Origin of the sequence: Brucella sp. BE17 (genome assembly GCF_039545455.1) — a bacterium.
In the GTDB taxonomy this organism is placed as follows: Bacteria; Pseudomonadota; Alphaproteobacteria; order Rhizobiales; family Rhizobiaceae; genus Brucella.
In genome coordinates this window covers 494,677-518,540 of sequence record NZ_CP154468.1, presented here as the reverse complement: position 1 = coordinate 518,540, position 23,864 = coordinate 494,677, and the positions used below count along the sequence as shown (strand labels likewise).

Below are 23,864 nucleotides of genomic sequence, written 5' to 3'. Positions count from 1 at the left end.
TCAGCCCTCCTCTCCACTGCGGACACGTTTGCGCTCATAGTCGCTGAAAAGGTCGTAAAGCCCGACCTGCTTCATTTCATCAACGACAGAAGCCGGTAGGTCTTCAACCCTGCCAAGGGGACCGCCCTCCTGCTCAAGCTGGTCGAGCACTTCCGTTTGCCATGTGGCGCTTGTTGGAATTTCCTCGACAACCAAACGCTTGGGTTTGAATGTACGGGCACAGATTGCGCCGCCCACGATACAGCCAATAATGCCTGCAAGCATGGCGAGCGCCTTGCCGATATCCGGTGTCGAGGCACGCGGAACAATGATCTGCAATGCAATGGCGTAAACCGCAAGGCTGACCGCAGCACCAATCACAATTGCCTTACCGAGTTGCGGACGTGAAACCACATCGCCCCATATTTCGGCAAGCTGGCCGTCCGGGCCCGCGGAATGGGCGCCACGTGTCGTGTGGGCCGGATTCTTATCCGTCATGATGTCCTCCCAGAATGATTTGACCGGCGAATCACCCTCTTCGCCGGTCGTTATAATGTTTGTTCAGCCGTCTTTACGGATTTCGGCCAAAATTTCTTCGGCTCGCGCCGCACGCACGTCATGATCAGCGGCAAGCCTGCGAGCAACGATATCGATTTCCTCGCCCGAAGCCCCGGAACCAATGGCGATATTGCGGGCGTGTAGCGCCATATGCCCACGCTGTATCCCCTCGGTTGCCAGCGCTCGCAAAGCCGCCATGTTCTGCGCAAGGCCCACCGCAACCGTTACTTCCGCAAGCTCCACTGCAGAACTGACATTCAAAATCTGCAAGGCGGCCTGCGCTGCCGGATGGGTCTTTGTGGCACCGCCCACAAGACCAAGTGCCATCGGCGTTTCAATGGTCCCGACCAGGTTGCCCTTGGCATTGATTTCCCACGTCGTGAGCGACGTGTAACGCCCGGAACGAGCAGCATAGGCATGAGCGCCCGCCTCAATGGCTCGCCAGTCATTGCCGGTGGCGACAACCACGGGATCGATCCCGTTCATGATGCCCTTGTTGTGCGTCGCCGCACGATAGGGATCGACGGCTGCGAATTCATAGGCATCCACGATGCCTTCAATCATGCGTCTGCCGGAAAAATCCTTGGTCGCAAGCGCCTCTTCCGTCACCTCGATACGGGCGCGGGCAAGGCGAAGATCAGCAAGGTTCGACAGGATGCGCAAGCGCACCTCACCACCTGTGATGCGCTCGACAATTGGCGCTATTGCCTCGGCCATGGTATTGACCGTATTGGCTCCCATTGCGTCACGCACATCGACCAGAAGATGCAGCACGACCATAGCGCCACGTGTGGTAGACGGGAAAACGTGAACCTCTACGTCACGACAGCCGCCGCCAAACTTGACCAGAACCGGATCCTTGGCATTTGCCGCCGCAATGATTTCATCGCGAGACGCCAGAATAGCAAGCCTTGCTCCAAACGGATCTGTGACGCCAAGTATCTGTACCTGTGCACGCATGACAGGTGCCGTGGATGATGTCTGAAAGCCGCCGCAGCCGCGCACGATACGCGCCATATAGGACGCGGCAGCAACGACGGAAGGCTCTTCCACCGCCATTGGAACGAGATAATCGCGACCATTGATCAAAAAATTCGTGGCCACACCCATCGGCAGCTGAAATGTGCCGATCACGTTCTCGATCATGCCGTTGGCGCGATCGACTGGCAGCGCATCGAGTGCTGCAAGCGTTGCGCGCGTCTTATCGTCAAGCCCGGCTGCAGCCGCCACCTGATCAAGCCGTTCGGCAGGCGAAAGATTGCGGAAATTCTCGAGCCGCGACGTCGCGGTCCGTTTTGGTGTCGTATTCAAAGGAAACCTCCCAAGGCCTCGGTCATTAGCCGTCCCGGATTTAAATGCAGAACCGGGACTTGCGTTCGTCGTAAACTGTCCTAAAATTCCCCAATCAATCAAGGGACAGTTTCGGGGTAAATTCACGGTACTGTCCCATATAGTTTTTGGGACAAAATATGAGTCTGGTCGATACCATCGTCGCGCAGATCAGCGGCCAGATTTCATCCGGGCTTTATCGCGCCGGGCAAAAACTCCCCTCTGTGCGACGTGGCGCGGAACAATTCGGCGTTTCCAAGAACACGATGGCCGAGGCCTATGATCGTCTTGTCGCACGCGGCCTTGCCATGGCGCGGCAGGGATCGGGCTACTATATCACCGACCGTCGACCGCCGCCGACCCCGCGCATCAGACCTGACGTGCGGGAGGCGACGAGCATCGTCTCGCTGCTGCGTGAGCAACTCGACCAGCATTACGAAACCCGTCCAGGTGATGGCCGTCCACCCGCAAGCTGGACCGAAGATGGACATATGCGCCGTATTTTACGCGCCGGTCGCACGGCCATGGGTGACATCGAATTCGGCTATGGCAGTTCGTGGGGGCTTGGTGCGCTGCGCGACTGGTTGCGCATGTCGCTTGCAGAGCGTTCCATTCCCGCAGAACCCGACGGGATCATGCTGACCAGTGGGGTCAATCATGGCCTTGATCTCATCATTCGCCGGCTGATTGAACCGGGCGATACGGTCTTCGTCGACAGCCCCGGCTATTATCCGCTTTTTGCCAAATTGCGGCTCGCCAAGGCGACAGTCATTCCAGTGCACCGCCTTGAAGATGGCCCCGACCTTGGCGATCTTCAGGAAAAGCTCGCCCTCCATCATCCCAAGGTTTTCTTCACGCAAAGTCAGGCACATAACCCGACCGGCGGCACGCTTTCGCCGTCCACTGCCTTCAGCCTTTTGCAAATGGCCGAAATCCATGACTTTCGCATTGTCGAAGACGATATTTTTGCCGACCTTCTAGCGCCTTCACTTCCACGCCTTGCGGCTTTCGGCCAGCAGCAGCGTGTGCTTTATGTCGGATCCTTTTCCAAAACCTTGTCCGCCAGCCTGCGCTGCGGCTATGTGGCGGGTGACCCTTCCCTTATCCGCAGTCTGGTCGACCTTAAAATGATCACAACCGTCGCGACATCAGCCCATGTCGAGCAGTTGGTGACGGAGATGATCGACAGCGGGCAATATCTCAAACATCTGCGCCGCCTGCGCAACCGCATGGAAGACGGGACCAAGAACACCGTCCGCGCGCTCTGCGAAGTCGGAATCGACGTTGCCATGCCACGCGTGCCGGGCTTTTACTTATGGGTGAGCCTGCCCGACCGGATCAACGAACACGAGTTCTGCCAACGCGCTGCCGCCGCAGACATTTTTGTTGCACCGGCCAGCGTTTTTTATACCGACCGTGATCCGCCCCAACAACCGGGTATGCGGGTCAATGTCGCCTATGGTGCCGATTCGCGTTTCTGCGATTTTTTGCATCAGGAACTGAACACCTCGGAAAAATGAGCGAGAATATGGAACAGATTAGACTTGTCGAAGTCGGCCCACGCGACGGACTGCAAAACGAAGCGCATCCCTTGGACGTTGCTGATCGCGTGACCATGATCGAAGGGCTGATTGCCGCCGGTTTGACCACAATTGAGGCAGGCAGTTTCGTTTCGCCCAAATGGGTACCGCAAATGGCCGGTTCCGCTGCGGTGCTGCACGGTTTACCCAAGCGAGAGGGTTTGAATTTTCCCATGCTGGTGCCAAACCTGAAAGGTTTTGAGGCTGCTCTTGACGCCGACGCTAAGGAAATCGCGATTTTTGCGTCCGCATCCGAAAGCTTTTCACAGAAGAACATCAATTGTTCGATTGCCGAAAGTTTCGAACGCTTTGTGCCGGTCATGGAAGGAGCAAAGGAAGCCGGTATCCGGGTTCGCGGCTATGTGTCATGTGTGCTGGGCTGCCCCTATGAAGGCGCGGTCAGACTTGCAGCAGTCAGCGATGTTGCAAGCCGACTTTACCAAATGGGATGCTACGAAATCTCGTTGGGGGATACGATCGGAACCGGTACGCCGCGTGCAGCTTCGGCTATGGTTCGTGCGGTCGCAGCAGATGTGCCGATGGCGGCACTCGCCCTGCATGAGCACAATACTTACGGGCAGGCACTCGCCAATATACTGGCCTGTATCGATGAAGGCGTGCGCGTGTTCGACGCTTCGGTTGGTGGTTTGGGCGGCTGTCCTTATGCCAAGGGTGCAACCGGCAATGTCGCAACCGAAGAGCTTGTCTATATGCTCGAAGGCATGGGCATCCCGACAGGGGTCGATATAGATGCGCTGTGCCGCGTGGCACTTGAAACATGCGCTAAGCTCGGTCATGAACCCGCTTCAGGGGTGGCAAGGGTTTTTAAAGCAAGGCAGCACGCAAAATAGAATAGTGGCGCGGCGGCCTTGAAGGAATGGCAAAGCTGGAATAAAACCTATAGTACAGGTTTTACAAGGCAGTCCTATATGAATTCCCTGTCGGTGAATGCGAAAAGTCTGGATTATGTGAATGGGGCGGTCACGGCCATCGCTGAACTGATCCGTAAAACTCATCTGAAGCCCGGCGACAGATTGCCGGCAGAAGCTGTTCTATCAAAGGACTTACAGGTTTCCCGCACGGTCGTGCGAGAGGCTTTGCGCTCCCTTGCTGCACTCCAGCTTATAGAACTCGGCGCAGGCAAACGCCCGAGCGTTGCCGAACTCGACGACAATGCCTTTGCATTGATGTTCGAGCACGGTGTCGTGACAGAGCAGATCACAATCCCGCAGATTTACGATGCTCGCCGCACAATCGAGGCCCGGACTGTCGCCCTGGCGTCCCTTCGCCGCAGTGATACGGAAGCAAAGATCATCATCGAACATGCCCGCGCAATGGCGCAGGACTTCAGCGATCCGAATAAGGTGATGGAGCATGATCTGGCATTTCATCTCGCCATCGCTCACGCGTCCCGCAATCCCGTCTTTGCCCTCATCATCGGCGCTTTTCAGGGCATAACCCGCAAAACATGGCCCGTTGGCTGGAAAAGCCGAAGCAGTGATGATGAGCGGGTTGCTATGAACACGCTGCATCTTGAGCTTGCTGAAGCGATTGCATCGGGCAATATCGCCCATGCTGCCCGCCTTATGGATCAGCATTTCGATATCAGCCTCAAAGCGCTTAACCACGCCGGCATTGCCTAGATTTGCAAAGGGGCATTCATGAGAATCACCAAACTTGAAACCGTGCGTGTGGCCGAGCGCTCAAACCTGTTATGGGTTCTTGTTCACACAGACGAAGGGATTAAGGGACTAGGCGAGACCTTTTTCGGAGCGCAGACTGTTGAAAGCTATATTCATGAATATGTCGCGCCGCGGGTGATCGGTCGCGATCCTTTGGCCATTGATCTTCTGGCGCAAGACCTGGTCGGATATGTCGGCTTTCGCTCGTCAGGCGCAGAAGTGCGGGGTAACTCCGCCTTCGACATCGCACTGTGGGATATTTTCGGCAAGGCAACCAACCAGCCGATAGCGCAATTGTTGGGCGGCTTTAGCCGCAAGGAAATCCGCACCTATAACACCTGTGCCGGTACCGAATATATCAAGAAAGCCACGGGTCAGACCACGGCCAATTACGGCCTTGCCACAGGCTCCGACTATGATGATCTCAACAGCTTTTTGCATCGCGCCGACGAACTCGCGCATTCTCTGCTGGATGACGGCATCACCGCAATGAAAATCTGGCCTTTCGATGCGGCCGCTGAAAAGACAAAAGGCCAGTATATTTCGTCCGCCGATATGAAGGCTGCTCTCGAACCATTCGAGAAAATCCGCAAGGCCGTCGGCGACAAGATTGACATCATGGTTGAGTTTCACTCAATGTGGCAACTGTTACCGGCTATGCAGATTGCAAAAGCGCTCGAGCCCTACAATACTTTCTGGCATGAAGACCCGATCAAGATGGACAGTCTTTCAAGCCTGAAGCGCTATGCGGCGGTTTCACCTGCCCCAATTTCGGCATCGGAAACGCTTGCGACCCGGTGGGGTTTTCGCGATTACATCGAAACGGGCGTCGCGGGTATCGTCATGCTCGATATTTCATGGTGCGGTGGTTTGTCGGAAGCACGCAAGATTGCCTCAATGGCGGAAGCATGGCATCTGCCTGTTGCACCGCATGATTGCACAGGGCCTGTCGTGCTTTGCGCCTCGACGCATCTTTCACTAAACGCACCCAACGCTCTCGTGCAGGAGAGCGTTCGGGCCTTTTACAAGACCTGGTATCGTGATCTGGTGACCGCTCTGCCCGAAGTCAGCAATGGCATGATTACGGTTCCGCCCGGCCCGGGACTTGGCATGGAGCTTAATCCCGAGCTAGAAAAGGCTTTTACTGTCAGTCGGCGGTTTTCGGATGCAACGTCGATCTGAGGTTGCTTCGTACTTTTGGGGGAAAGAATGGCCAGGATCACGCCGTCGTCGATTAATTGGGGGACGTCCGCTTTAGCTGGGCCTCTCGTCATGCTGCTCGGCATGCTATTGTTTGCACTCAATGATACATTGGGCAAATGGCTGGTTGCATCCTACGGACTGGGACAAGTCATTTTGTTTCGCAGCATTGCAGCACTCATCATTCTTTCGCCTTTTCTCTGGAAGGCCGGGCTTTCCCCGATCATCCATGCCGAGCGCAAAGGGATGCAGCTTGCCCGCGTTATCTTTTCTACGGCTGAGACCTTCTGTTTCTATTATGCGGTCATGTATCTGCCACTTGCCGACGTCATGACATATTGGCTGGCGGCACCCATCTATGTGGCCGCAGCGTCCCCTTTCCTGCTCGGAGAAGCCGTCGGATGGCGCCGGTGGACCGCGATTGCCATCGGTTTTGCAGGTGTTATTATCGCGCTTGAACCATCGAGCAAGATGTTCACGCTCCCGGCCCTTATCTCGATCATCGGCAGTGGATCCTTTGCTTTCATGATGGTCACAGGCCGATTCCTGCGCGCCACCCCTGACCGCACGCTGGTGTTTTTTCAGACTGCGGCTGCCGCACTGGCTGGCCTCGTCTTTGCCCCGTTTGGCTGGTCGCCGCTTCAATCCAATGTAGATATCGTGCTGCTGGCGCTTCTGGGTATTGTTTCGATGAGCGCACATATGCTTGTCAACAGAGCGCTGAAAATCTCCGATGCCGCGACGGTGGCACCTTTACAATATACCCTGCTTCTGCACGCAGTGATCCTCGGCTGGATATTCTTTGGCGATGTGCCGCGTCTGGCAATGATGGCTGGAGCCGCTTTGATCATTGCCTCGGGGCTGTTCATCTTCATTCGCGAACATACGCTGAGGAAAAAAAAGGACCGTCCTCTGGAGATACCATGATCATTCGGGTTGAGACCGGCTGAAAGGAAAAGCCCACGGTTTGTGACCGTGGGCTTTGTCTTGCGTAATTGAAGGCTTGACTGCCTTACTGTTCCTTACGGACTTCCTTGATCTTGGCCAGAATGTCGTCGATCACTTCAGGCCCGATCTGAGCCTTGTGCTTTTCGTAAACCACCATGGATTTTTCACGGATACGAGCCTGCTCTTCGGGCGAGAGCTGATTGACCTCCAGCCCTGCTTCCTTGATCTTTTCCAGAGACGCCTTGTTCAGCTCCTGAATAACCTTTCGCTCTTCGTCACGACCAACGATGGCGCATTCGCGCAAGGCCGCCTGCTCTTCCGCTGAATAGCTGTTGAAGATCGGCTTGGAGAACAGGAAGAGGAATGGCGTATAGGCGTGGTTGGTTTCGGTGATATATTTCTGCACTTCGAAGAACTTGGACGTGTCGATCGTCACATAGGGATTTTCCTGCGCATCGATCGCATTGGTTTCAAGTGCGGAATAGATTTCACCAAAGGCCATCGGCGTCGCATTGGCACCAAGGTTCTGGAAGGTATCGAGGAAGATATTGTTCTGCATGACGCGAACTTTCATGCCCGAAAAATCTTCCCACTTGTTCACAGGACGCTTGGAATTCGATAGGTTGCGGAACCCGTTTTCCCAGTAAGCGAGATTGACGAGGCCAGCCGCGTCCAGCTTCTCGTTCATCTTATCGCCGAAATCGCCGTCCAGAACCTGATAGGCTTCATCATTATTTTGGAACAGGAATGGCAGATCGAACACACCAAGTGCCGGTACGATTCCAACCAACGGCGAGGACGATGTGACGACGGCTTCCTGAACGCCGGAACGCAGCGCCTGGGTCGCCTGAAGATCGCCACCAAGTGCACCGCCCCAGAACGCGGTCAGTTTCAAAGCACCGTCCGATTTCTCGTCGAGACACGCTTGCATGGCTTTAACGCCATTGCCGACCGGATGGTCTTCGTTGATGCCGTTAGAGACACGGATGTTGCGGTTGGTAAATTGTGCAAAAGCCGGTGAAGCGGCACCGAGGCCGATTGCGATGGCAGTCGTGGCAAGTAGCAGTTTTCTCATAATATCCTCCCTGAAATGAGCTGCTTGAGTTATATAGTCTTCAGTAAAGCCAGCGGGCGGGCACCATAACGAGGTCCGGGAACACGACCAGCAAGAACATGACAATTGTTTGTGCCAGCAGAAACGGCCACACGCCGATGGTGACTTTTCCAAGCGGGATGCGGCCGACGCCACTGACAACATTCAGGACAATGCCCACGGGGGGCGTGATCAGACCGATCGAATTGTTGATGATGAACATAACGCCAAAATAGACCGGATCGATACCTGCCTGTTTGACGATCGGCATGAGGACCGGCGTCAGGATCAGGATCGTCGGCGTCAGATCGAGTGCGGTGCCGACCACCAATACCAGCACCATGATGACAAACATCAGCAACATCGGACGATCGATCAGCGGTTCGATATAACGCACGACTTCGGCCGGGATGTTGGCCGCTGTAATGAGCCATGCCGAGACCAGCGCCGCACAGACCAGAAACATGATAACGGATGTTGTTTTCGCCGCCTGAAGAACCACGCGTGGCAACTCACTCGGCTTCAACTCGCGATAGATGAACATGCCGACGAAAAGCGCATAGGCAGCGGCGATGACCGCAGCTTCTGTCGGCGTAACCACGCCGGCACGGATACCCCCGAGGATGATAACCGGCATGCCAAGCGCCCATGCGGCACGGCCTGTGGCCTTGAGGCGATCCGCCATCGGTGCGGGCGGCAAGGGCTGGATGTTGTCCTTGCGTGCAACGATCAGCCAGGTGACAATCAATGAAACCCCCATCAGAATGCCCGGAAAAATTCCGGCCATAAACAATTGGGTGATCGAAACATTGGCGGCAACGCCAAAGACGATGAAAGCCATGGACGGCGGAATGACCGGGGCGATAATGCCGCCTGCCGCGATCAGCCCGCCTGAGCGAGGCACGTTATAACCAGCCTTGGCCATCATTGGAATAAGGATTGCGGCGAGTGCCGCAGTATCGGCGGCAGCGGAACCGGAAATACTCGCCATAATGAGCGCTGCAACGATTGCAACGATACCAAGTCCACCACGGATATGGCCAACGCAGGAGATGGCAAAATCGATGATGCGCTTGGAAAGCCCGCCGGAATTCATGAGTTCACCGGCAAGAATAAAGAACGGAATGGCGAGAAGCGTGAAGGTATCCGCACCCGCTATCATGTTCTGGGCGATGATCTGGCTATTGAACATGTCCATGTACCACATGAGCATGACACCACAGAACATCAGAGAGAACGCGACCGGGACACCGATCACCATGGCGCCAAGCAGCGCGCCGACAAAGACAACTAGGGTCATATTAAGTGCGCTCCGCCATCTGCTCAATCGTCATGTTCTCACCGGCAAATGCCGCGATTTCCTCATCGCTGACACGTCCGGTTAAAAGACGAACAAGACGCTCCACCGCGATGATGACGCAACCGGCGCCGGTGAACAGGCCAACCCCATAAACCCAGGCCATGGAAATCTCTGTGACGGGCGCAGTCATACTGGCATTGATGGGAAACTGAACCCAGGTACCCCAGAAGAAGATTGCTGAACAGCCGATAATGATGAGGTTGGACAATGTCATGCAGATCACGCGACCACGGCGACCAAACATCATGACCAGCGTTTCTACGCCCAGATGCGAATGCTCGCGAAATGTCACCACAGCGCCAATAAAGGTTAGCCAGACAAAGAAGTAGCGCGACATTTCATCGGAAATATTAAGGCCTGAATTGAAGCCGTAACGCAGCACGACATTCAAAAAAACCATTATCGCCATGCCAGCCAGCAGAATAACGAGCAACCACTCGAGAATTTTATAAAAGATGTCGATCGCTCGTTGCACCTGTTCCTCCCAATTTATGTACACATATCAATGCAGAGCAGGAGGCACTCCTTCATCAGTCATAAGGACCGGTTTGATCCTAGCCTGCTGCTCTTATTTTCCGGTAGTGCCGTATCCGCGTTCCCGTTTCGGATAAGGACGGCCATCTATTATATAAAGCTAGGCCGCCAGCTTACGGCGCTTTTGGCTGCCAAACTAAGACAAAACACCGTCGTCTCGCGACAGAACCAACTGTCCGCTCAACCTGAATTCCGACCTCACCTATGCTCCTCCCCAGGGGCGACGATATCGCCTGATTGCCAGAGACCTGACAATAAAATAGTATTTTTCTTTAGTATGACTTTTTGCGTCTGTCTAGTCATCAAACCTGGTAAGCCCGTGTGTTATAAGATCAAGCACGCGTACTTATCATTCAGCAACACATCTCCTGACAACGGCTTTCATACCACCTGACGATACGAAAACTGTGATTAAATAATAGTTTTCAATCTACGCATATAAAGTTATCAGACGATCTTATGGAACGATTTGCAGCAAACAGCTGAGGTCTCATATCGGAGGATATCGGGGCGAGGAGGAAGGATTTTTAATGCATATTCTAATCATCGGAGCGGCGGGCATGGTTGGCCGCAAGCTCACGCAACGCCTGATTGCCGATGGCACACTGGAAGGCAACGCAGTTGAAAAATTAACGCTCATTGATGTGATCAGGCCTGAAGCGCCAACAGGTTTCGCTGGCGTGCTTGATCTGCGCGAAAGTGACCTTTCCGCAACCGGTGAAGCGGAAAAGCTCGTGGCGGGACGTCCTGATGTCATCTTTCATCTCGCCGCGATCGTATCAGGTGAAGCAGAACTCGATTTCGACAAGGGATACCGGATCAATCTCGACGGAACTCGTTATCTCTTTGACGCGATCCGCCATGCCCATGACGAGGATGGGTATACGCCGCGTGTCGTTTTCACTTCGTCTATTGCGGTTGTCGGAGCGCCCCTGCCCTTTCCAATCCCTGACGAATTTCACCTCACGCCGCTTACAAGCTACGGCACGCAAAAGGCAATCTGCGAACTGCTGCTTTCCGATTATAGCCGCCGTGGCTTTTTCCATGGTATCGGCATCCGCCTGCCGACCATATGCATCCGTCCCGGCAAGCCGAACAAGGCAGCCTCTGGCTTCTTCTCCAACATTCTACGCGAGCCTCTGATCGGACGGGAAGCCGTGCTTCCTGTCTCGCAAGACGTGCGCCATTGGCATACATCGCCACGGTCTGCCGTTGGTTTTCTCATTCATGCCGCGACCATCGATCTGGAGAAGGTTGGCCCGCGCCGCAATCTTTCGATGCCCGGCCTCAGCGCGACTGTCGGCGAGCAGATGCAGGCTCTGCGCCGTGTTGCTGGCGACAACGCCGTCAGCCTTATCCGCCACGAACCCGACGAAATGATCATCAGCATGGTTGCTGGCTGGGCACCGGGATTTGAGGCAAAGCGCGCCACAGCACTTGGTTTCACGGCCGAGACATCATTTGACGCAATCATCCGCGCTCACATCGAGGATGAACTTGGAGGAAGGCTGCCATGACCGAAACGGAACACAAAACCATAGCCTTTCTCGGCACCGGGTTGATGGGTGCACCGATGGTGCGATGCCTGTTGAAGGCCGGATTCTCCGTCACCGTATGGAACCGTGATCCCGCAAAGGCCACGCCGCTGGTCGCTGATGGTGCACAACTTGCGACATCACCGGCAGTCGCCGTGCATAATGCCGATGTCGTGATTACCATGCTGACCAACGGTGCAGTAGTCAGCGACGTGCTGTTTGCAAAAGGTGTTGCCGATGCAATGAAGGCTGACACCATCGTGGTGGATTGCAGCTCCATTGCACCGCCGATTGCCCGTGAGAATGCCGAAAAACTTGCGCGCTTTGGCATTCGTCACATAGATGCGCCGGTGTCAGGTGGAACGGCGGGGGCTAAAGCCGGTACACTGGCTATCATGGCTGGTGGTGAACAGAAGGACGTCCAGGAACTCGCCGACGTCTTTAGCGCTTTGGGTCGCGTCACGCATGTTGGACCGAGTGGTGCTGGACAGATTTGCAAGCTTGCCAACCAGCAGATCGTTGCCGTGACCATTGGTGCCGTGGCAGAAGCCATGATCCTTGTCGAGGCAGGTGGTGCATCGCGTGCCGCTTTCCGCGATGCAATCCGCGGCGGCTTTGCCGAGAGCCGTATTCTCGAACTGCATGGCGACAGGATGGTCAAACGTGATTTCGTGCCCGGCGGCACTTCTGCAAATCAGCTCAAGGATCTCGACGCCGTCATGGCTATGGCGACCGAGATGGGACTAACCTTGCCATTGACCACTGAGGCACGGCAGGCGTTTTTCGATTTCGTGCAGGACGGCGGCGCGGAACGCGATCACAGCGGCCTTCTGCTCCACCTCGAAAAACGCAATCCCGCTGTAAAAGTGTAGGGGACACTTTTACAGTATTCATTTTTGATTTCAGTATCCTATGGCAGCTCCCCCTACAGCGCGGCTGTCAATGGAACCATAATAGCGGCTGCCGCCGCCCTTCGTGATGGCAGCCATATCCTTGCCACCAATCAGAATGCCAGCAGCCTTGCCCCAAACTGGCCAGTCAGTGTCCTCGTGAACCGTATAGCCCATGCCGGTTAGCAGCCTGATCGTATCGGGTGAAAGCGCATTGGCTTCCGTATAGACGCGGTCAGGCAGCCACTGGTGATGAATGCGCGGCGCGTCAATGGCCTCCTGAATATCCATGCCATGGTCAATGACATTCATGATTGCCTGAAGCGTGATCGTGATGATGCGTGAGCCGCCGGGACTGCCGATCACCATAAAGGGCTTGCCGTCCTTGGACACGATGGTCGGACTCATCGAGGATAGCGGCGACTTGCGCGGCTCGATCGCATTGGCTTCGCCCTGTATCAGGCCATAGAGATTGGCGACGCCCGGTTTAACGGTGAAATCGTCCATTTCATTGTTGAGAAGAATGCCGGTGCCTTCAGCCACCTTGGCCGTGCCAAATGAACCGTTCAGCGTATAGGTCACCGACACGGCGTTTCCCTCTTTATCCACGATGGAGTAATGCGTGGTCTCCGTGGATTCTTTGAATTCCGCAGGCTTTAGCGCCTCGCTGACCCCTGCCCTGTACGGATCGATACGATCGCGAATTTCCTGCGCGTAGACCTTGCTAGTCAGTTTGTCTGTCGGGTTATCAACAAAATCGGGGTCGCCCAATGCCGTATTGCGGTCCACATAGGCATGGCGCATCGCTTCCACCATCAACCGCGTTGTATCGGCGGAGCCATAGCCGAGATATGAAATCGGATAGCCTTCCAGAACATTGAGGATTTCGCAGATAATCAGCCCGCCCGACGAGGGCGGCGGCGAGGAAACGATGTCATACCCGCGATAGCTGCATTTGACCGGTTCAAGTTCGCGCACTTTATATTGCTCAAAATCGGCCTTGGCGAGAATGCCGCCATTTTCACTGCTCGCCTTGATGATCAGGTCGGCGATCTCGCCCTGATAAAAAGCCGATGTGCCATTTTCTGCTATCGCGGAAAGCGATTTTGCCAGATCGGGCTGCACGAGCCTGTCGCCGAGCGCCATCGGATTGCCGTCTTTGAGAAAGATTTTCGCAGCCGCAGGGTCTTTTGCCAATCGTTCATTACCGTCGGCAAAGGAGAGCAAGTCGCCCAGTTCAAGCGTAAAACCGTTCCGTGCAAGTTTGATCGCTGGTTCGATCAGTTCCTCACGCTCGCGGCTGCCATATTTTTCACGTGCATCTTCAAGCCCCGCAACAGTCCCGGGCACGCCGATGGCGAGATAGGTGTTTGTGCTCGCACCTTTGACCGGATTACCGTCCTTGTCGAGATACATCGTCTTGGTTGCGGCCAGCGGCGCGCGTTCGCGAAAATCGAGAAATGTCGTCTTGCCATCCTTGAAGCGGATGGTCATGAAACCGCCACCGCCGAGATTGCCTGCGGTCGGATAAACCACTGCCAGAGCATAGCCGACCGCCACCGCCGCATCGACAGCGTTACCGCCGTTTTTCAGCACATCGATCCCGACGCTTGAGGCGAGATGTTGTGCCGTAACGACCATGCCGTTTTCGCCTTCCGCTGGGGCCGGTGACGCCGCATGGGCGCAAGGCAGATAGCCGGCCAAGCCGATGATCACTGCAAGGGACATTGATTTCAGTCTGAAATGCAGCATGTCTTTCCTCTCTCACTATCTGCGCGCCCGAAATTTAATAGTAACGTCCTCAATCTCTTTCGCAAAAGAAAATATTAGAAATTAGCATCGTTGCAAAAAGCAGTAGTCCGCCATAATGGCGGCTGCGCCGCAACAAAAAACGAAAACGAGGTTCACGTTGAAACATGAACCTCGCTTTCGCTTGTACAGCTTTATCTTATCGCAGGTGTGGTGAAGTGATCAGCCCTTTTTCAGAGCACCATTTTCCCAGCCTTCAAACTTGCCAGTAAAGAAATCCACGTTCTTGAAGCCAAGCAGCGATAGGACGGTGTAACTATGCGTCAATTGCACACCGCCACGCGTAAACAGGATGACTTTCTTGTCGGGCGTAACACCGACTTCATCATAAATCTTCTTCAATTCATCCGGTGTTTTCAGGACGCGATTGTCGTCGAGCGTCGTGTCCCAAAAGACATTAACGGAACCGGGAATCTGGCCAGCGCTGTAATCCGAAGGCGAACGAACATCGACCACCACAACATCCGGCTGCTGCGCCAGTTCCTTGACCTGCGCTTCGGTCAGAAAATGCGGTGTGCCTTCCTTGGCATCCGAAGAAGCACTGTCATCGGAAAAGGTGTAATTTCCGAGCGCCAAAGCCTGTCCAGCTTTTGGATCACGGCTCCATTCATCCCAGCTCTCGTCATATAGACGCACATTGGTGTAGCCGAGATTGCGCAGGGCAATGTAATTATTGGCTGCTGCAACGCCACTGCCGCAATAGGACAGGATTTCCTTGTTCTTGTCGATGCCGCGTGAGGCAAGAAGATTATTGATCACGTCTTCCGGCTGTATCTTCTTGTCTTTCGTCAGGAGGCTTGCGGCCACGATCGATTTTGCGCCGGGAATATGACCATCCACGAAGGCATCGGCATTACGGCCGTCCACAATAACCGTATCCTGCGCCTTGAGCTTGGATTCGACATAGGCCTTATCGACACGCACATCATGCTTGTTGGTGAGCTTGAAATCGCTCTTGGCAACTTTCTCAGGCTCGGTCGAAAGGTCTCCGGAATAAGCAGCCACGCCGCCATCAAGGACATGAATATTCCTGAAACCGGCATATTCAAGCGCGATGAAAGCGCGTCCGGGCAAGGAGTTCGTATCATAAATGACAAGCGTATCGCCAGCTTTCAGACCAGCCATACTGATGACGTCCTCAAACACCGAATCTTCGGCGAATTCATTGCGAATGCCATCGCGCTCCGAAACATTAAGCCTTGCCCATGGAAGACTGACCGCACCGGGAATATGACCCTTCTCGTAAGCTGCAGGCTGGCGAGAATCGACGATCTTTGCACCCGTGTCGACCAATTCCTTGAACTGTTGCTCATTGACGATGATCGGATATGCGGCATCCTGTGCCGATGCTGCCGTGACGAAAGTCGCTTTCATGCCGAAAGTGTCAATGCTCGACACCGCACTGAGGGCCAGCACGGAAAAGACACTGGCGGTAAGAATTTTTTTTGCTGATTTGATCGACACGGGGAGGACTCCTGAAAATTACATTCTAAATTTTCGTGAAAAATCCTCTAAACTCAATCAAAGAGCTGCTAATTATAAGACAATTATGGGTAATTTTTACCCCATATAGTCGGAAATGAGTAATTTATTCCGAAATGGCTCGCTCCCAGCCTGTAAGCGCACTGTCCCAACCGGGAAAAGCTTTGAACAAGACAACCTGAATCGTCCGGTCAACGCCGAACCAGATCGCAAGTCCGACAGCCAGGATAAGCAGTCCCATTGCCTGCTGAATACGAGCGCTATGCCGTTTTAAAAATCCCATTCTTTTATAGATCTGGCTTCCCATCAACACCGCAAGCCCCATAGGCAGCGCCGTACCAAGGCTGAAAGCCAGCGCCATTGCCGTAGACGCCAGTGTGGTTTGTTGATTGAGAGCCAATGTAATGACCGAAGCCATGATCGGTCCGACGCAAGGTGTCCAGGCAAGTCCCAGTCCTGCACCGGTCAGAAAGCCACCGCCAAAGCCGCTTTTGGTCTGACCTGCCGAGGCGAAACTGCCGGTCAACTGAGAAGTCCATGTTTCAAAACTGCGTTTGAATGCAGGCACGACCAGAACAATTCCAAGGAGAATGAAAATGCTGGCAGCGGCCGTCCTGTGAATATCGGGCGGGATTGAAAACTGCCGCACCAGAATACTCAAAAGCAAGGTGATTGCCGTAAAAAACACGGCAAAGCCCACAATGAGGCCGAATGGACGGGATCGTCCCTCCAGTGTGGAACTGGCCAGAATGACCGGCAAAAGCGGCAACACGCAAGGCGAGAGGATTGTCACTACGCCGGCAATGAATGCAAAGAGGAAGCTCATTGCGCCCGAGTGTTGTCGTTGAGGCCTTTTACGCCCCCGGCATTCCAGAGCTTGGTGCTTTTCGCCTCCTTGTCGAGCAGCACAAACGTGTCCTGATACGTGACGCCATATTCTGCCTTAAGCGCCTTCTCCTGATCATAATCAGCAATCACGAGGGTAAGCTGTGGATCGATCTCGCTCCATTTTTCCTGCAATTCGGTCAGCGTGAGAATGCAGTTCGGGCACCAGGTCGCAAAGAAAAACACGACCGTCTTGCCTTTCGCCGCCAATGCTTTGAGATCCGTATCGGCGGAATATTGCACCAATTGCGCCCGGGGTGCCTGCGCATAGGCAGAAGGAGCCGTCAGAGCAAAAACAATCGGCGATGACAGAAGCGCAAAAACAATCAAGGCGCTACGAAACAGTCTCAGTTTCAAGATAAATTCCTCGTTGAGAGCGCTTGAGCCGTCTGCTCTTCGTGTCGCTCCGGTCGGACCAAACTATAATTAATTAGCAAAATAACCAGCCATGACATCCCACTAAAGAAATAAAATGCTCAATAGATCAGGTATAAGGGGAACAAATTTCCCTAAATGCTCACTTTAAAGATAGGTATTATTTCCCCCGAAATGCCATGCATGAGATAAAGGCCTTCGCATAGAAGAATGGAATAACATGACTGTTTCAACGGCAATCCTGCCAGCACGAAAAACTATTGATGTTTCGCCACTGGCAATCATCCTGATCTCAATTGGTGCAGGCGTCGGCATTATTGGATCGCTGGCAAGCACCACGCAGGCCCTGCTTTTTCTGACTGGCGGAATGCTCGGCCTGGCGCTCTATCATGCATCTTTCGGTTTTACAGGCGGCTGGAGACGTTTCGCCACGCAAGGCCGCTCCAGAAGCATGCGCGCTCAGTTCCTGATGATCGGGCTGACAGCGATTGTTTTCATTCCGCTGACGAGCGGCATGAACCCGTTCGAGCAAAATTTTGCTGGCGCATGGGCGCCGGTCGGTGTCTCGGTGGTGCTTGGCGCATTTTTGTTCGGCCTTGGCATGCAGCTTGGCGGCGGATGCGGTTCAGGCACCTTGTTTACGGTCGGCGGCGGAAGCAGCCGAATGCTGATTACACTTATGGGCTTCATTGCAGGCGCGACAATCGGAACCGCGCATCTTCCCTTCTGGCTTTCGCTGCCCTCTTTACCGGTGGTAAAACTGGGCGATTACTTTGGCCCACTTTTGGGGACAGCGATTACGCTGATTGGCCTTGTCACTGTGATCGCCATTCTAGCCTTGGCGGAAAAGCGCAAACACGGCAATCTCGAAAGCATTTTCAGCGGGTTCTCAGATTTTTCGGCATCCAAGTTTCTCTATGGACCATGGCCATTGATCATTGCCGCAGTGCTATTGGCGTTGGGCAATATTTTCACGCTTCTGCTTGCCGGTCATCCATGGTCGGTTACCTATGGTTTTGGCCTTTGGGGAGCGAAACTGTTCAGCGCCATTGGTATTCCGGTTGAAAGCTGGCAATTCTGGCAGAATCCTGCGCAAGCGCGCGCATTGCATCAAAGCGTTCTTTTCGATGTCACGTCCGTGATGAATTTCGGCATCATCCTTGGCGCGGCACTCGCAGCCTCCTTGGCGGGCAAATTCGCGCAAAAAGCAAAAGTGCCGTTCGCATCCTATCTTGCAGCGATTATCGGCGGATTGCTGATGGGCTATGGCGCTCGACTTTCATTTGGCTGCAATATCGGCGCGCTTTTCAGCGGCATTGCCTCGGGCAGCCTGCATGGCTGGGTCTGGTTCGTCATGGCGTTTATGGGGAGCCTTTTAGGCGTCCGCCTGCGTCCGCTGTTCGGCCTTGATGGATTTGGAAAAAAATGAGCAAGAAAAATACGCTGCTTTTTGGAGCATCCCTTCTCACTGCAATTGGCGCTATAGCCGCTGATTATGCCACCAGCGAAGCGCCGAAGCCAGCACTTGCGCAAGATGAAAGCTTCAATCCCTGTGCCGCCGCTGTCCCTGCCAAACCCGGCCAGCGCAGCTATGACGACCTTGCCGATGAATATAGCGGTGATGCCCCTTCCGCACCTGCGCCAAAACCTGTCGAACCGCCCTCCGGTGGCAATCCCTGTTCAGCAGGCACCTTGTGATGTCAGTGGAAGCGAAAGAGCGCGCCGCAAAGGAAATGGCCTATTGCGAGGCTGTTCTTGGCAAGTCCGCTTCCAATATATTGCTGAAAACCTTGCCGTCAGAGGGGCTTGTCACCTGGAAGCATTATCCTGAAAAGGACGTGTATGACCCGCAAAGCGGTGCGCAATGGTATTATCATTGCCACAACGATGCCGATCACCACGGTGAACACGGGCATTTTCATTGTTTTGTTCGCCCTAATGGGCGCGAAAGCGAACCCTGCCACCTGATTGCAATTGGCGTGGATGGCAGGGGAAAGCTCAAACGTCTTTTTACCGTCAACCAATGGGTCGTGGGTGGCAAATGGTACGATGCTGAAACCACGAATACATGCCTCGACCGCTTCAACGTCGAACTGGCCGATCCTGACTTTCTGGTCAATCGCTGGCTAACAGCGGTCGTGACACACTATGAAGATGAGATAATCAGGCTCAATATCGAGCGTGACGAACAGATCCTCTCTTCGGGGCGCTGTCTTGACGATGTTCATCAGGAACGCTCCTTGGAAGTCATCACACAACTAATTTTCTGAGATACTCAACAGCACGCTTTTACAATAACGCGTCCTACCAATTATAGATAAAAATTGCACATCAAGTAATCCTAAGTATTTTACCAAAAAAACAGCAAAGTTCAGGCGAGCACTTAATATTTATTTTGGTATTCACGTCTCAATCATAGCATGAAAGCGATGACACTGTCGCATATATGCCAACGGGTATCACGAACTTATTAACGGCCATGAATGGTCAAATAAGCATCTTCTTTTGACAGTCAGTGACCGCTATTCTTCTTGAATGCAGGCAGGCATTAAAGTCGGCCTTGCACAAATAGGTCGATGATAGCGGCCTACAATTCGATTGACGGCATAATCGCGGGCCAGCAGACAGGCACCCACCACCGTCGCTTCGGGCCCTTTCTGCGACAGCGTGATGGTCGTAGACCTATTACGGCTTTCAAACTCTCCCACAATAATGCCTGCAAACGCAGCATTGCGGGAAAGACCGCCGCCGAGCACGAGGATACTCGGATCAAGGATCGTCGCCGCGGTTGCAGCTATACGGCCAAGCGCTACGCCGTATTCTGTTACGAGCACCTGCGCTTGCTCATGACCTTGACTAGCCAGAGAAAACAGCTCTTCGGGAGAGCTCGGGCAATCGGTTTCACCCCTCATGAGTTCATACGCCTTGTGCATCAGTCCGGCAGAACCGTATTTTTGTTCAATGGCGTCAATATTCGAAACCACCCTGTCACTCCACGAAAGAGGAATTTGCGCAAGCTCACCGCTTCCGCCATGACCGCCGCGAATAAGCGCACCATCGGAGAAGAAGCCGAGACCGATTCCCACACCTATCTGCATATAGGCGGCATCATCATGGCCATGCAGCTGTCCGTCCTGATGCTCGGCCACAGCGGCACAATTCACATTGTTTTCGAGAAGGAACGGTATTGAGAGGGATAATCCGCTATGTGAGGCAAATGTCTGCGCGATTTCGAGCGCACGTGGCATCGGGTAATCCGAACGGTTCAGTTGGCGCGGTACCACCTGATTGAGGGCGACAGCTACCGCCAGCGGAGACGTCAGAAACGATTTGATCGCTTTTGATTGCCTCACCAATTCACCCGCCTGTTGTCCTGCGGACACAATTGCCTTGTCGTGCTTTAATGTGGCCTGATCGATGATGCGACCGTTCAGCTCGCGACTGATGAAACTGATCTGCGTTGAGCCTATATCGACCCCCAGAACCCAGCCTGCGCCGTCACTCACGCCATAGATGATAGTCGCACGTCCGCGCGGGCCCTGTTCGCGGCGCAACTCGCAAACCATGTCGGCAGAAGAAAGCTCGCTCAGCGCCACGGTAACGGTCGGAAAGCTGAAGCCGGTGTTTTCAACCAGAAGTTTTCGCGTGGCTTCGCCAAAGGCAAGAAGCCGTGCAAAAACCGCCTGCGCCACCTCGCTTAGCGCAACTTTTTCCTCTGCTTTCATTCCTGTCTCCTTAAAACGACAACCTTGTGTAGCCGAGTCACGATTACCATAAAAGCCTCTTGACCTATTTATTAAAGTCGGTAACTTTAATATCAAACAACACGGAAGAATTTGTAAGGAGCTGATATTTCAAGAAGCCATACGGCAAGCCATTCAACCCGGCCTGAACGCAAACCGAAGCGGGAGGCGGACCTAGCAGTCTTACTGCATGAGGGCTTACCGCAGCATTTCGCAATGTCCGGCCAGATTGAAACAGTAAATGGGAGAAGGGATGGCAACCCCCTTTCCAATGAAGCAGGATTCCAGATTGAAGGGCAACCACCAAAGAATGGCCAGAAATGCAAACCAGATTCTCGTCGGCATCGATGCAGGAGGCAGCAAGACGCATATCAAAGTTGCCTCAGCGCATGACGGCACCGTTCTTGGCGACAAGATTCTGGAAAGTACCGGATGGACCAATCTTGATGATGCGCAGCGCGCTGATGCCTTGCTGTCGATGGTGGAGACGGTGGCCACACCGCTTGGCGATGTTGCGGTTGTCGTCGCAGGCGTTCACGGCAATGATAGCCCTGAACAGGAAGCCGTTTTGCGCGCGCCTCTCGCTGCTCGCTTTCCGCTGGTGCGCGTCCTCAATGATTCACATCTCCTGATCCTTGCCTACGGGAAGCAATCAGGCACTGGCGTCATTGCAGGTACCGGCTCATCAGTTACGGCAACGTCCGATGAAGGCGTGATCACTGTCGGCGGCTGGGGCTGGATTCTGGGCGATGAAGGTGGCGCTACCGGCATTGTCCGTGATGCCGCAAAACAAGTTCTCGAGGCTTACGACCGGGGTGAACAGGACACTTTTTCAACCTGTTTCCTATCCCATTTCGATCTTGAACATCCGCACGGCCTTGCGCAGATTTTTGCTACCATCGAACCACGCATCTGGGCGACGGCAGCCAGCCTTGTATTCGATGCAGCGCAGGCAGGGTCTTCGCGCGCACAAGCCGTCATCGACAGACATGGGCGGGCGCTCGCCGAACAGGTCGCTCTTCTTCAGCAAAGAAATGGCGATGTCGATATTGTTGTCTGCGCGGGCGGCGTGATCGTCAGTCAGCCGTCGCTTTTTGATGCCTTTACACGTGAAGTTCGCCGGCTGGTCGGAGAAACCACAAAGACTGCATTATTGCATGAGCCACCGGTTATCGGCGCGCTCAATTGCGCTCGCCAGCTTTACGCCACATCACAAAAGGGAATTATCGAATCCGAACTGCCGCTAGCAGATCGGATTCTTATTTAATGGAGGAAACAATGAAACAATTCAGTTCCAGATTAATGACAGGCGTAGCCTTTGCCCTTGCGCTTTCGATGGCACCAATGGCCATAGCCGAGACACCAAATAACCAGCTTGTCATTGCAACGTCACTGGCACAGGTTCTCTCGGTCGACCCACAACAGGGAACAGAACCAAAGACACAGGAAGTACTGGCATCGGTCTATGACCGGCTGGTCTATTCCGACGACGCAGACAACAATACGATCAAGCCCCAACTGGCCGAAAGCTGGGATGTGGATGACACCGGCATTACATTTCATCTGCGTGATGCCAGGTTTTCTTCCGGCAATCCTGTTACTGCAAAAGACGTGATGTTCTCATTGTCTCGCCTTTTGAAGCTGAACCAATCGGCGTCTGCCTATTTCAAAAGCGCTGGCTATAATGCCGATAATATCGACGGTCTTTTGAAGGCAGTCGACGACAAGACGTTCCGCATCGATCTGACTGACCGCGTGACGCCGGAAGACCTACTTTATCGCCTCGCCATGGGCATTGCGAGCGTTGTCGACAGTGTCGAGGTCGAACAGCATGTTGCCAACAACGATTACGGCAACGCGTGGCTTCGTACCAATGTGGCAGGTTCCGGCCCGTTTACGCTGCGCCGCTGGGTTCCGAATGAAACGGTCATTCTCGAAGCCAACAAGAGCTATTGGGGCGAAGCGGCCAAGATGAAGCGCGTCACGATGCGCCATGTGCCGGAAAGCCAGACCGCGCGCCTGATGCTGGAACGTGGCGATGTCGATATCGCCAATGCTTTGACCGCACCGGACGTTAAATCCTTCATCAGCAAGGATGGCTTCAAGATTGAACAGGTCAAGATCGGTGGTTTCTACGTGCTGGCGATGAATGCCGGTCGTGAGCCGCTTTCCAATCCGCTGGTGCGTGAAGCGATTGCCTATGGGATTGATTACAAGGGCATCGCCGACACGGTCCTCGGCCCTTATGGCCGCCAGCGCAATGTTCCGGTGCCCGAAGACTGGAAAGGTGCCATCGCCAATCCCGATTGGTCGTTCCAGCCTGAGAAAGCCAAAAAGCTTCTGGCAGAAGCCGGTTATCCTGATGGTTTCTCTTTGAGCCTCAAGACGATTTCCCAACCGCCACGTGTGGATATTGCAACCGCTCTGCAGGCTAATCTGGCGCAGATCGGCATCAAGGTGAGTATCAGGCAGGGCAACGGCTCCGAGATCGTATCGGCCCACCGTGCACGCGACTTCGATCTTCTCCTGCCACAGGCAACCGCGATCATGCCGAATGCGCTTGGCGCAATGAATGATTTCGTGACCAACCCTGATAACCGCCTGGAAGCCAAGAATGCGGGTAATTTCGTCTGGCGCTCGGCATGGGACATTCCTGAGCTCAACGAATTACGCAACAAGGCCAGTAGCGAGCGCGACGAGGCGAAGCGTTCAGAAATGATCAAGGAATTGCAGGAAAAGTTCATCGAACAGAAGCCAGCTGTTCTGCCGATGTTTGAATCCTTCGCTCCGATCGTATTGCGTGGCAATGTTACGGGTTACAACCCCAATCTCTGGTCGCTCAACCGGCTTGAGACGGTAGCGAAAACGGACGCAAAGTAAGA

General features: G+C 54.2%; 22 protein-coding genes. 12 read left to right on the top strand and 10 right to left on the bottom strand.

The window, feature by feature from the left end; translation table 11 throughout:
• Together AAIB41_RS13775 and AAIB41_RS13770 are read right to left on the bottom strand one after the other, a co-directional pair.
• Window positions 1-477, bottom strand: coding sequence for a hypothetical protein (locus AAIB41_RS13775; RefSeq protein ID WP_343315852.1), 477 nt, complete (start codon window positions 475-477; stop codon window positions 1-3).
• 63 nt (window positions 478-540) lie between these two features.
• Window positions 541-1,848 carry a hydroxymethylglutaryl-CoA reductase, degradative gene (locus AAIB41_RS13770; RefSeq protein WP_343315851.1) on the bottom strand — a complete coding sequence of 436 codons (1,308 nt, stop codon included), beginning with the start codon at window positions 1,846-1,848 and terminating at the stop codon, window positions 541-543.
• A 158-nt stretch (window positions 1,849-2,006) separates the two neighbouring features.
• On the opposite strand from AAIB41_RS13770, the gene AAIB41_RS13765 reads away from it, so the two are divergent.
• From AAIB41_RS13765 to AAIB41_RS13745, 5 genes are all read left to right on the top strand, one after another.
• Window positions 2,007-3,386: a PLP-dependent aminotransferase family protein gene (locus AAIB41_RS13765; protein ID WP_343315850.1), complete on the top strand. Its 1,380-nt coding sequence runs from the start codon at window positions 2,007-2,009 to the stop codon at window positions 3,384-3,386.
• Between the two features lie 8 nt (window positions 3,387-3,394).
• Entirely contained in the window at window positions 3,395-4,297 is a 903-nt protein-coding gene (locus tag AAIB41_RS13760) for a hydroxymethylglutaryl-CoA lyase (protein ID WP_343315849.1), read from the top strand.
• 78 nt (window positions 4,298-4,375) lie between these two features.
• Window positions 4,376-5,089, top strand: a complete 714-nt coding sequence (locus AAIB41_RS13755) for a FadR/GntR family transcriptional regulator (protein WP_343315848.1) — start codon at window positions 4,376-4,378, stop codon at window positions 5,087-5,089.
• Window positions 5,090-5,107: 18 nt separating this feature from the next.
• Entirely contained in the window at window positions 5,108-6,310 is a 1,203-nt protein-coding gene (locus AAIB41_RS13750; protein WP_343315847.1) for a mandelate racemase/muconate lactonizing enzyme family protein, read from the top strand.
• Between the two features lie 27 nt (window positions 6,311-6,337).
• On the top strand, window positions 6,338-7,255 hold the full coding sequence (locus tag AAIB41_RS13745; protein ID WP_343315846.1) for a DMT family transporter: 918 nt from the start codon (window positions 6,338-6,340) through the stop codon (window positions 7,253-7,255).
• An 85-nt stretch (window positions 7,256-7,340) separates the two neighbouring features.
• Here AAIB41_RS13745 and AAIB41_RS13740 read toward each other — a convergent pair whose 3' ends face one another.
• From AAIB41_RS13740 to AAIB41_RS13730, 3 genes are read right to left on the bottom strand one after another with little or no spacing between them, the layout of a single operon-like run.
• Window positions 7,341-8,351 carry a TRAP transporter substrate-binding protein gene (locus tag AAIB41_RS13740; protein ID WP_343315845.1) on the bottom strand — a complete coding sequence of 337 codons (1,011 nt, stop codon included), beginning with the start codon at window positions 8,349-8,351 and terminating at the stop codon, window positions 7,341-7,343.
• Between the two features lie 40 nt (window positions 8,352-8,391).
• Complete coding sequence (locus AAIB41_RS13735) at window positions 8,392-9,669, bottom strand: TRAP transporter large permease subunit (RefSeq protein WP_343315844.1); 1,278 nt, start codon at window positions 9,667-9,669, stop codon at window positions 8,392-8,394.
• 1 nt (window position 9,670) lies between these two features.
• Entirely contained in the window at window positions 9,671-10,204 is a 534-nt protein-coding gene (locus tag AAIB41_RS13730) for a TRAP transporter small permease (protein WP_343315843.1), read from the bottom strand.
• A gap of 589 nt (window positions 10,205-10,793) precedes the next feature.
• On the opposite strand from AAIB41_RS13730, the gene denD reads away from it, so the two are divergent.
• Window positions 10,794-11,780, top strand: coding sequence for a D-erythronate dehydrogenase (gene denD / locus AAIB41_RS13725; protein ID WP_343315842.1), 987 nt, complete (start codon window positions 10,794-10,796; stop codon window positions 11,778-11,780).
• Window positions 11,777-12,670, top strand: a complete 894-nt coding sequence (locus AAIB41_RS13720) for an NAD(P)-dependent oxidoreductase (RefSeq protein WP_343315841.1) — start codon at window positions 11,777-11,779, stop codon at window positions 12,668-12,670. The genes denD and AAIB41_RS13720 overlap by 4 nt, the downstream gene beginning before the upstream one ends.
• Before the next feature lie 30 nt (window positions 12,671-12,700).
• On the opposite strand, the gene ggt is transcribed toward AAIB41_RS13720, so the two are convergent.
• From ggt to AAIB41_RS13700, 4 genes are all read right to left on the bottom strand, one after another.
• Window positions 12,701-14,440, bottom strand: coding sequence for a gamma-glutamyltransferase (gene ggt, locus AAIB41_RS13715; protein ID WP_343315840.1), 1,740 nt, complete (start codon window positions 14,438-14,440; stop codon window positions 12,701-12,703).
• Window positions 14,441-14,659: 219 nt separating this feature from the next.
• Window positions 14,660-15,961, bottom strand: a complete 1,302-nt coding sequence (locus AAIB41_RS13710) for a rhodanese-like domain-containing protein (RefSeq protein ID WP_343315839.1) — start codon at window positions 15,959-15,961, stop codon at window positions 14,660-14,662.
• 124 nt (window positions 15,962-16,085) lie between these two features.
• The gene (locus AAIB41_RS13705; RefSeq protein WP_343315838.1) at window positions 16,086-16,805 is read right to left on the bottom strand and encodes a cytochrome c biogenesis CcdA family protein; all 720 of its coding nucleotides are present in this window, start codon (window positions 16,803-16,805) and stop codon (window positions 16,086-16,088) included.
• Window positions 16,802-17,221, bottom strand: a complete 420-nt coding sequence (locus AAIB41_RS13700) for a thioredoxin family protein (protein ID WP_343315837.1) — start codon at window positions 17,219-17,221, stop codon at window positions 16,802-16,804. Before AAIB41_RS13700 ends, AAIB41_RS13705 begins: the two co-directional genes overlap by 4 nt.
• Window positions 17,222-17,459: 238 nt before the next feature.
• Here AAIB41_RS13700 and AAIB41_RS13695 point away from each other — a divergent pair, with 238 nt between their 5' ends.
• Genes AAIB41_RS13695 through AAIB41_RS13685 form a run of 3 tightly spaced genes read left to right on the top strand, consistent with a single transcriptional unit; the run spans window position 17,460 to window position 19,509 of the window.
• Entirely contained in the window at window positions 17,460-18,668 is a 1,209-nt protein-coding gene (locus AAIB41_RS13695; protein WP_343315836.1) for a YeeE/YedE family protein, read from the top strand.
• A complete protein-coding gene (locus AAIB41_RS13690) occupies window positions 18,665-18,937 on the top strand; it encodes a hypothetical protein (protein WP_343315835.1) in 273 nt (90 codons plus the stop codon). Before AAIB41_RS13695 ends, AAIB41_RS13690 begins: the two co-directional genes overlap by 4 nt.
• The gene (locus tag AAIB41_RS13685; RefSeq protein ID WP_343315834.1) at window positions 18,937-19,509 is read left to right on the top strand and encodes a hypothetical protein; all 573 of its coding nucleotides are present in this window, start codon (window positions 18,937-18,939) and stop codon (window positions 19,507-19,509) included. Before AAIB41_RS13690 ends, AAIB41_RS13685 begins: the two co-directional genes overlap by 1 nt.
• A 252-nt stretch (window positions 19,510-19,761) precedes the next feature.
• Here the strand turns inward: AAIB41_RS13685 and AAIB41_RS13680 are convergent, their stop codons facing one another.
• The gene (locus AAIB41_RS13680; RefSeq protein WP_343315833.1) at window positions 19,762-20,964 is read right to left on the bottom strand and encodes an ROK family protein; all 1,203 of its coding nucleotides are present in this window, start codon (window positions 20,962-20,964) and stop codon (window positions 19,762-19,764) included.
• 328 nt (window positions 20,965-21,292) lie between these two features.
• On the opposite strand from AAIB41_RS13680, the gene AAIB41_RS13675 reads away from it, so the two are divergent.
• Together AAIB41_RS13675 and AAIB41_RS13670 are read left to right on the top strand one after the other, a co-directional pair.
• On the top strand, window positions 21,293-22,249 hold the full coding sequence (locus tag AAIB41_RS13675) for a BadF/BadG/BcrA/BcrD ATPase family protein (protein ID WP_343315832.1): 957 nt from the start codon (window positions 21,293-21,295) through the stop codon (window positions 22,247-22,249).
• 35 nt (window positions 22,250-22,284) lie between these two features.
• Entirely contained in the window at window positions 22,285-23,862 is a 1,578-nt protein-coding gene (locus tag AAIB41_RS13670; RefSeq protein ID WP_343316075.1) for an ABC transporter substrate-binding protein, read from the top strand.
• Window positions 23,863-23,864: the final 2 nt, after the last annotated feature.

Coding starts and splice junctions, on each gene's coding strand:
- AAIB41_RS13680 (WP_343315833.1), bottom strand. CDS start 20,964: ATGAAAGCAGAGGAAAAAGTTGCGCTAAGCGAGGTGGCGCAGGCGGTT.
- AAIB41_RS13670 (WP_343316075.1), top strand. CDS start 22,285: ATGACAGGCGTAGCCTTTGCCCTTGCGCTTTCGATGGCACCAATGGCC.
- denD (WP_343315842.1), top strand. CDS start 10,794: ATGCATATTCTAATCATCGGAGCGGCGGGCATGGTTGGCCGCAAGCTC.
- AAIB41_RS13760 (WP_343315849.1), top strand. CDS start 3,395: ATGGAACAGATTAGACTTGTCGAAGTCGGCCCACGCGACGGACTGCAA.
- AAIB41_RS13695 (WP_343315836.1), top strand. CDS start 17,460: ATGACTGTTTCAACGGCAATCCTGCCAGCACGAAAAACTATTGATGTT.
- AAIB41_RS13755 (WP_343315848.1), top strand. CDS start 4,376: ATGAATTCCCTGTCGGTGAATGCGAAAAGTCTGGATTATGTGAATGGG.
- AAIB41_RS13740 (WP_343315845.1), bottom strand. CDS start 8,351: ATGAGAAAACTGCTACTTGCCACGACTGCCATCGCAATCGGCCTCGGT.
- ggt (WP_343315840.1), bottom strand. CDS start 14,440: ATGCTGCATTTCAGACTGAAATCAATGTCCCTTGCAGTGATCATCGGC.
- AAIB41_RS13720 (WP_343315841.1), top strand. CDS start 11,777: ATGACCGAAACGGAACACAAAACCATAGCCTTTCTCGGCACCGGGTTG.
- AAIB41_RS13690 (WP_343315835.1), top strand. CDS start 18,665: ATGAGCAAGAAAAATACGCTGCTTTTTGGAGCATCCCTTCTCACTGCA.
- AAIB41_RS13735 (WP_343315844.1), bottom strand. CDS start 9,669: ATGACCCTAGTTGTCTTTGTCGGCGCGCTGCTTGGCGCCATGGTGATC.
- AAIB41_RS13745 (WP_343315846.1), top strand. CDS start 6,338: ATGGCCAGGATCACGCCGTCGTCGATTAATTGGGGGACGTCCGCTTTA.
- AAIB41_RS13675 (WP_343315832.1), top strand. CDS start 21,293: ATGGCCAGAAATGCAAACCAGATTCTCGTCGGCATCGATGCAGGAGGC.
- AAIB41_RS13775 (WP_343315852.1), bottom strand. CDS start 477: ATGACGGATAAGAATCCGGCCCACACGACACGTGGCGCCCATTCCGCG.
- AAIB41_RS13705 (WP_343315838.1), bottom strand. CDS start 16,805: ATGAGCTTCCTCTTTGCATTCATTGCCGGCGTAGTGACAATCCTCTCG.
- AAIB41_RS13750 (WP_343315847.1), top strand. CDS start 5,108: ATGAGAATCACCAAACTTGAAACCGTGCGTGTGGCCGAGCGCTCAAAC.
- AAIB41_RS13685 (WP_343315834.1), top strand. CDS start 18,937: ATGTCAGTGGAAGCGAAAGAGCGCGCCGCAAAGGAAATGGCCTATTGC.
- AAIB41_RS13765 (WP_343315850.1), top strand. CDS start 2,007: ATGAGTCTGGTCGATACCATCGTCGCGCAGATCAGCGGCCAGATTTCA.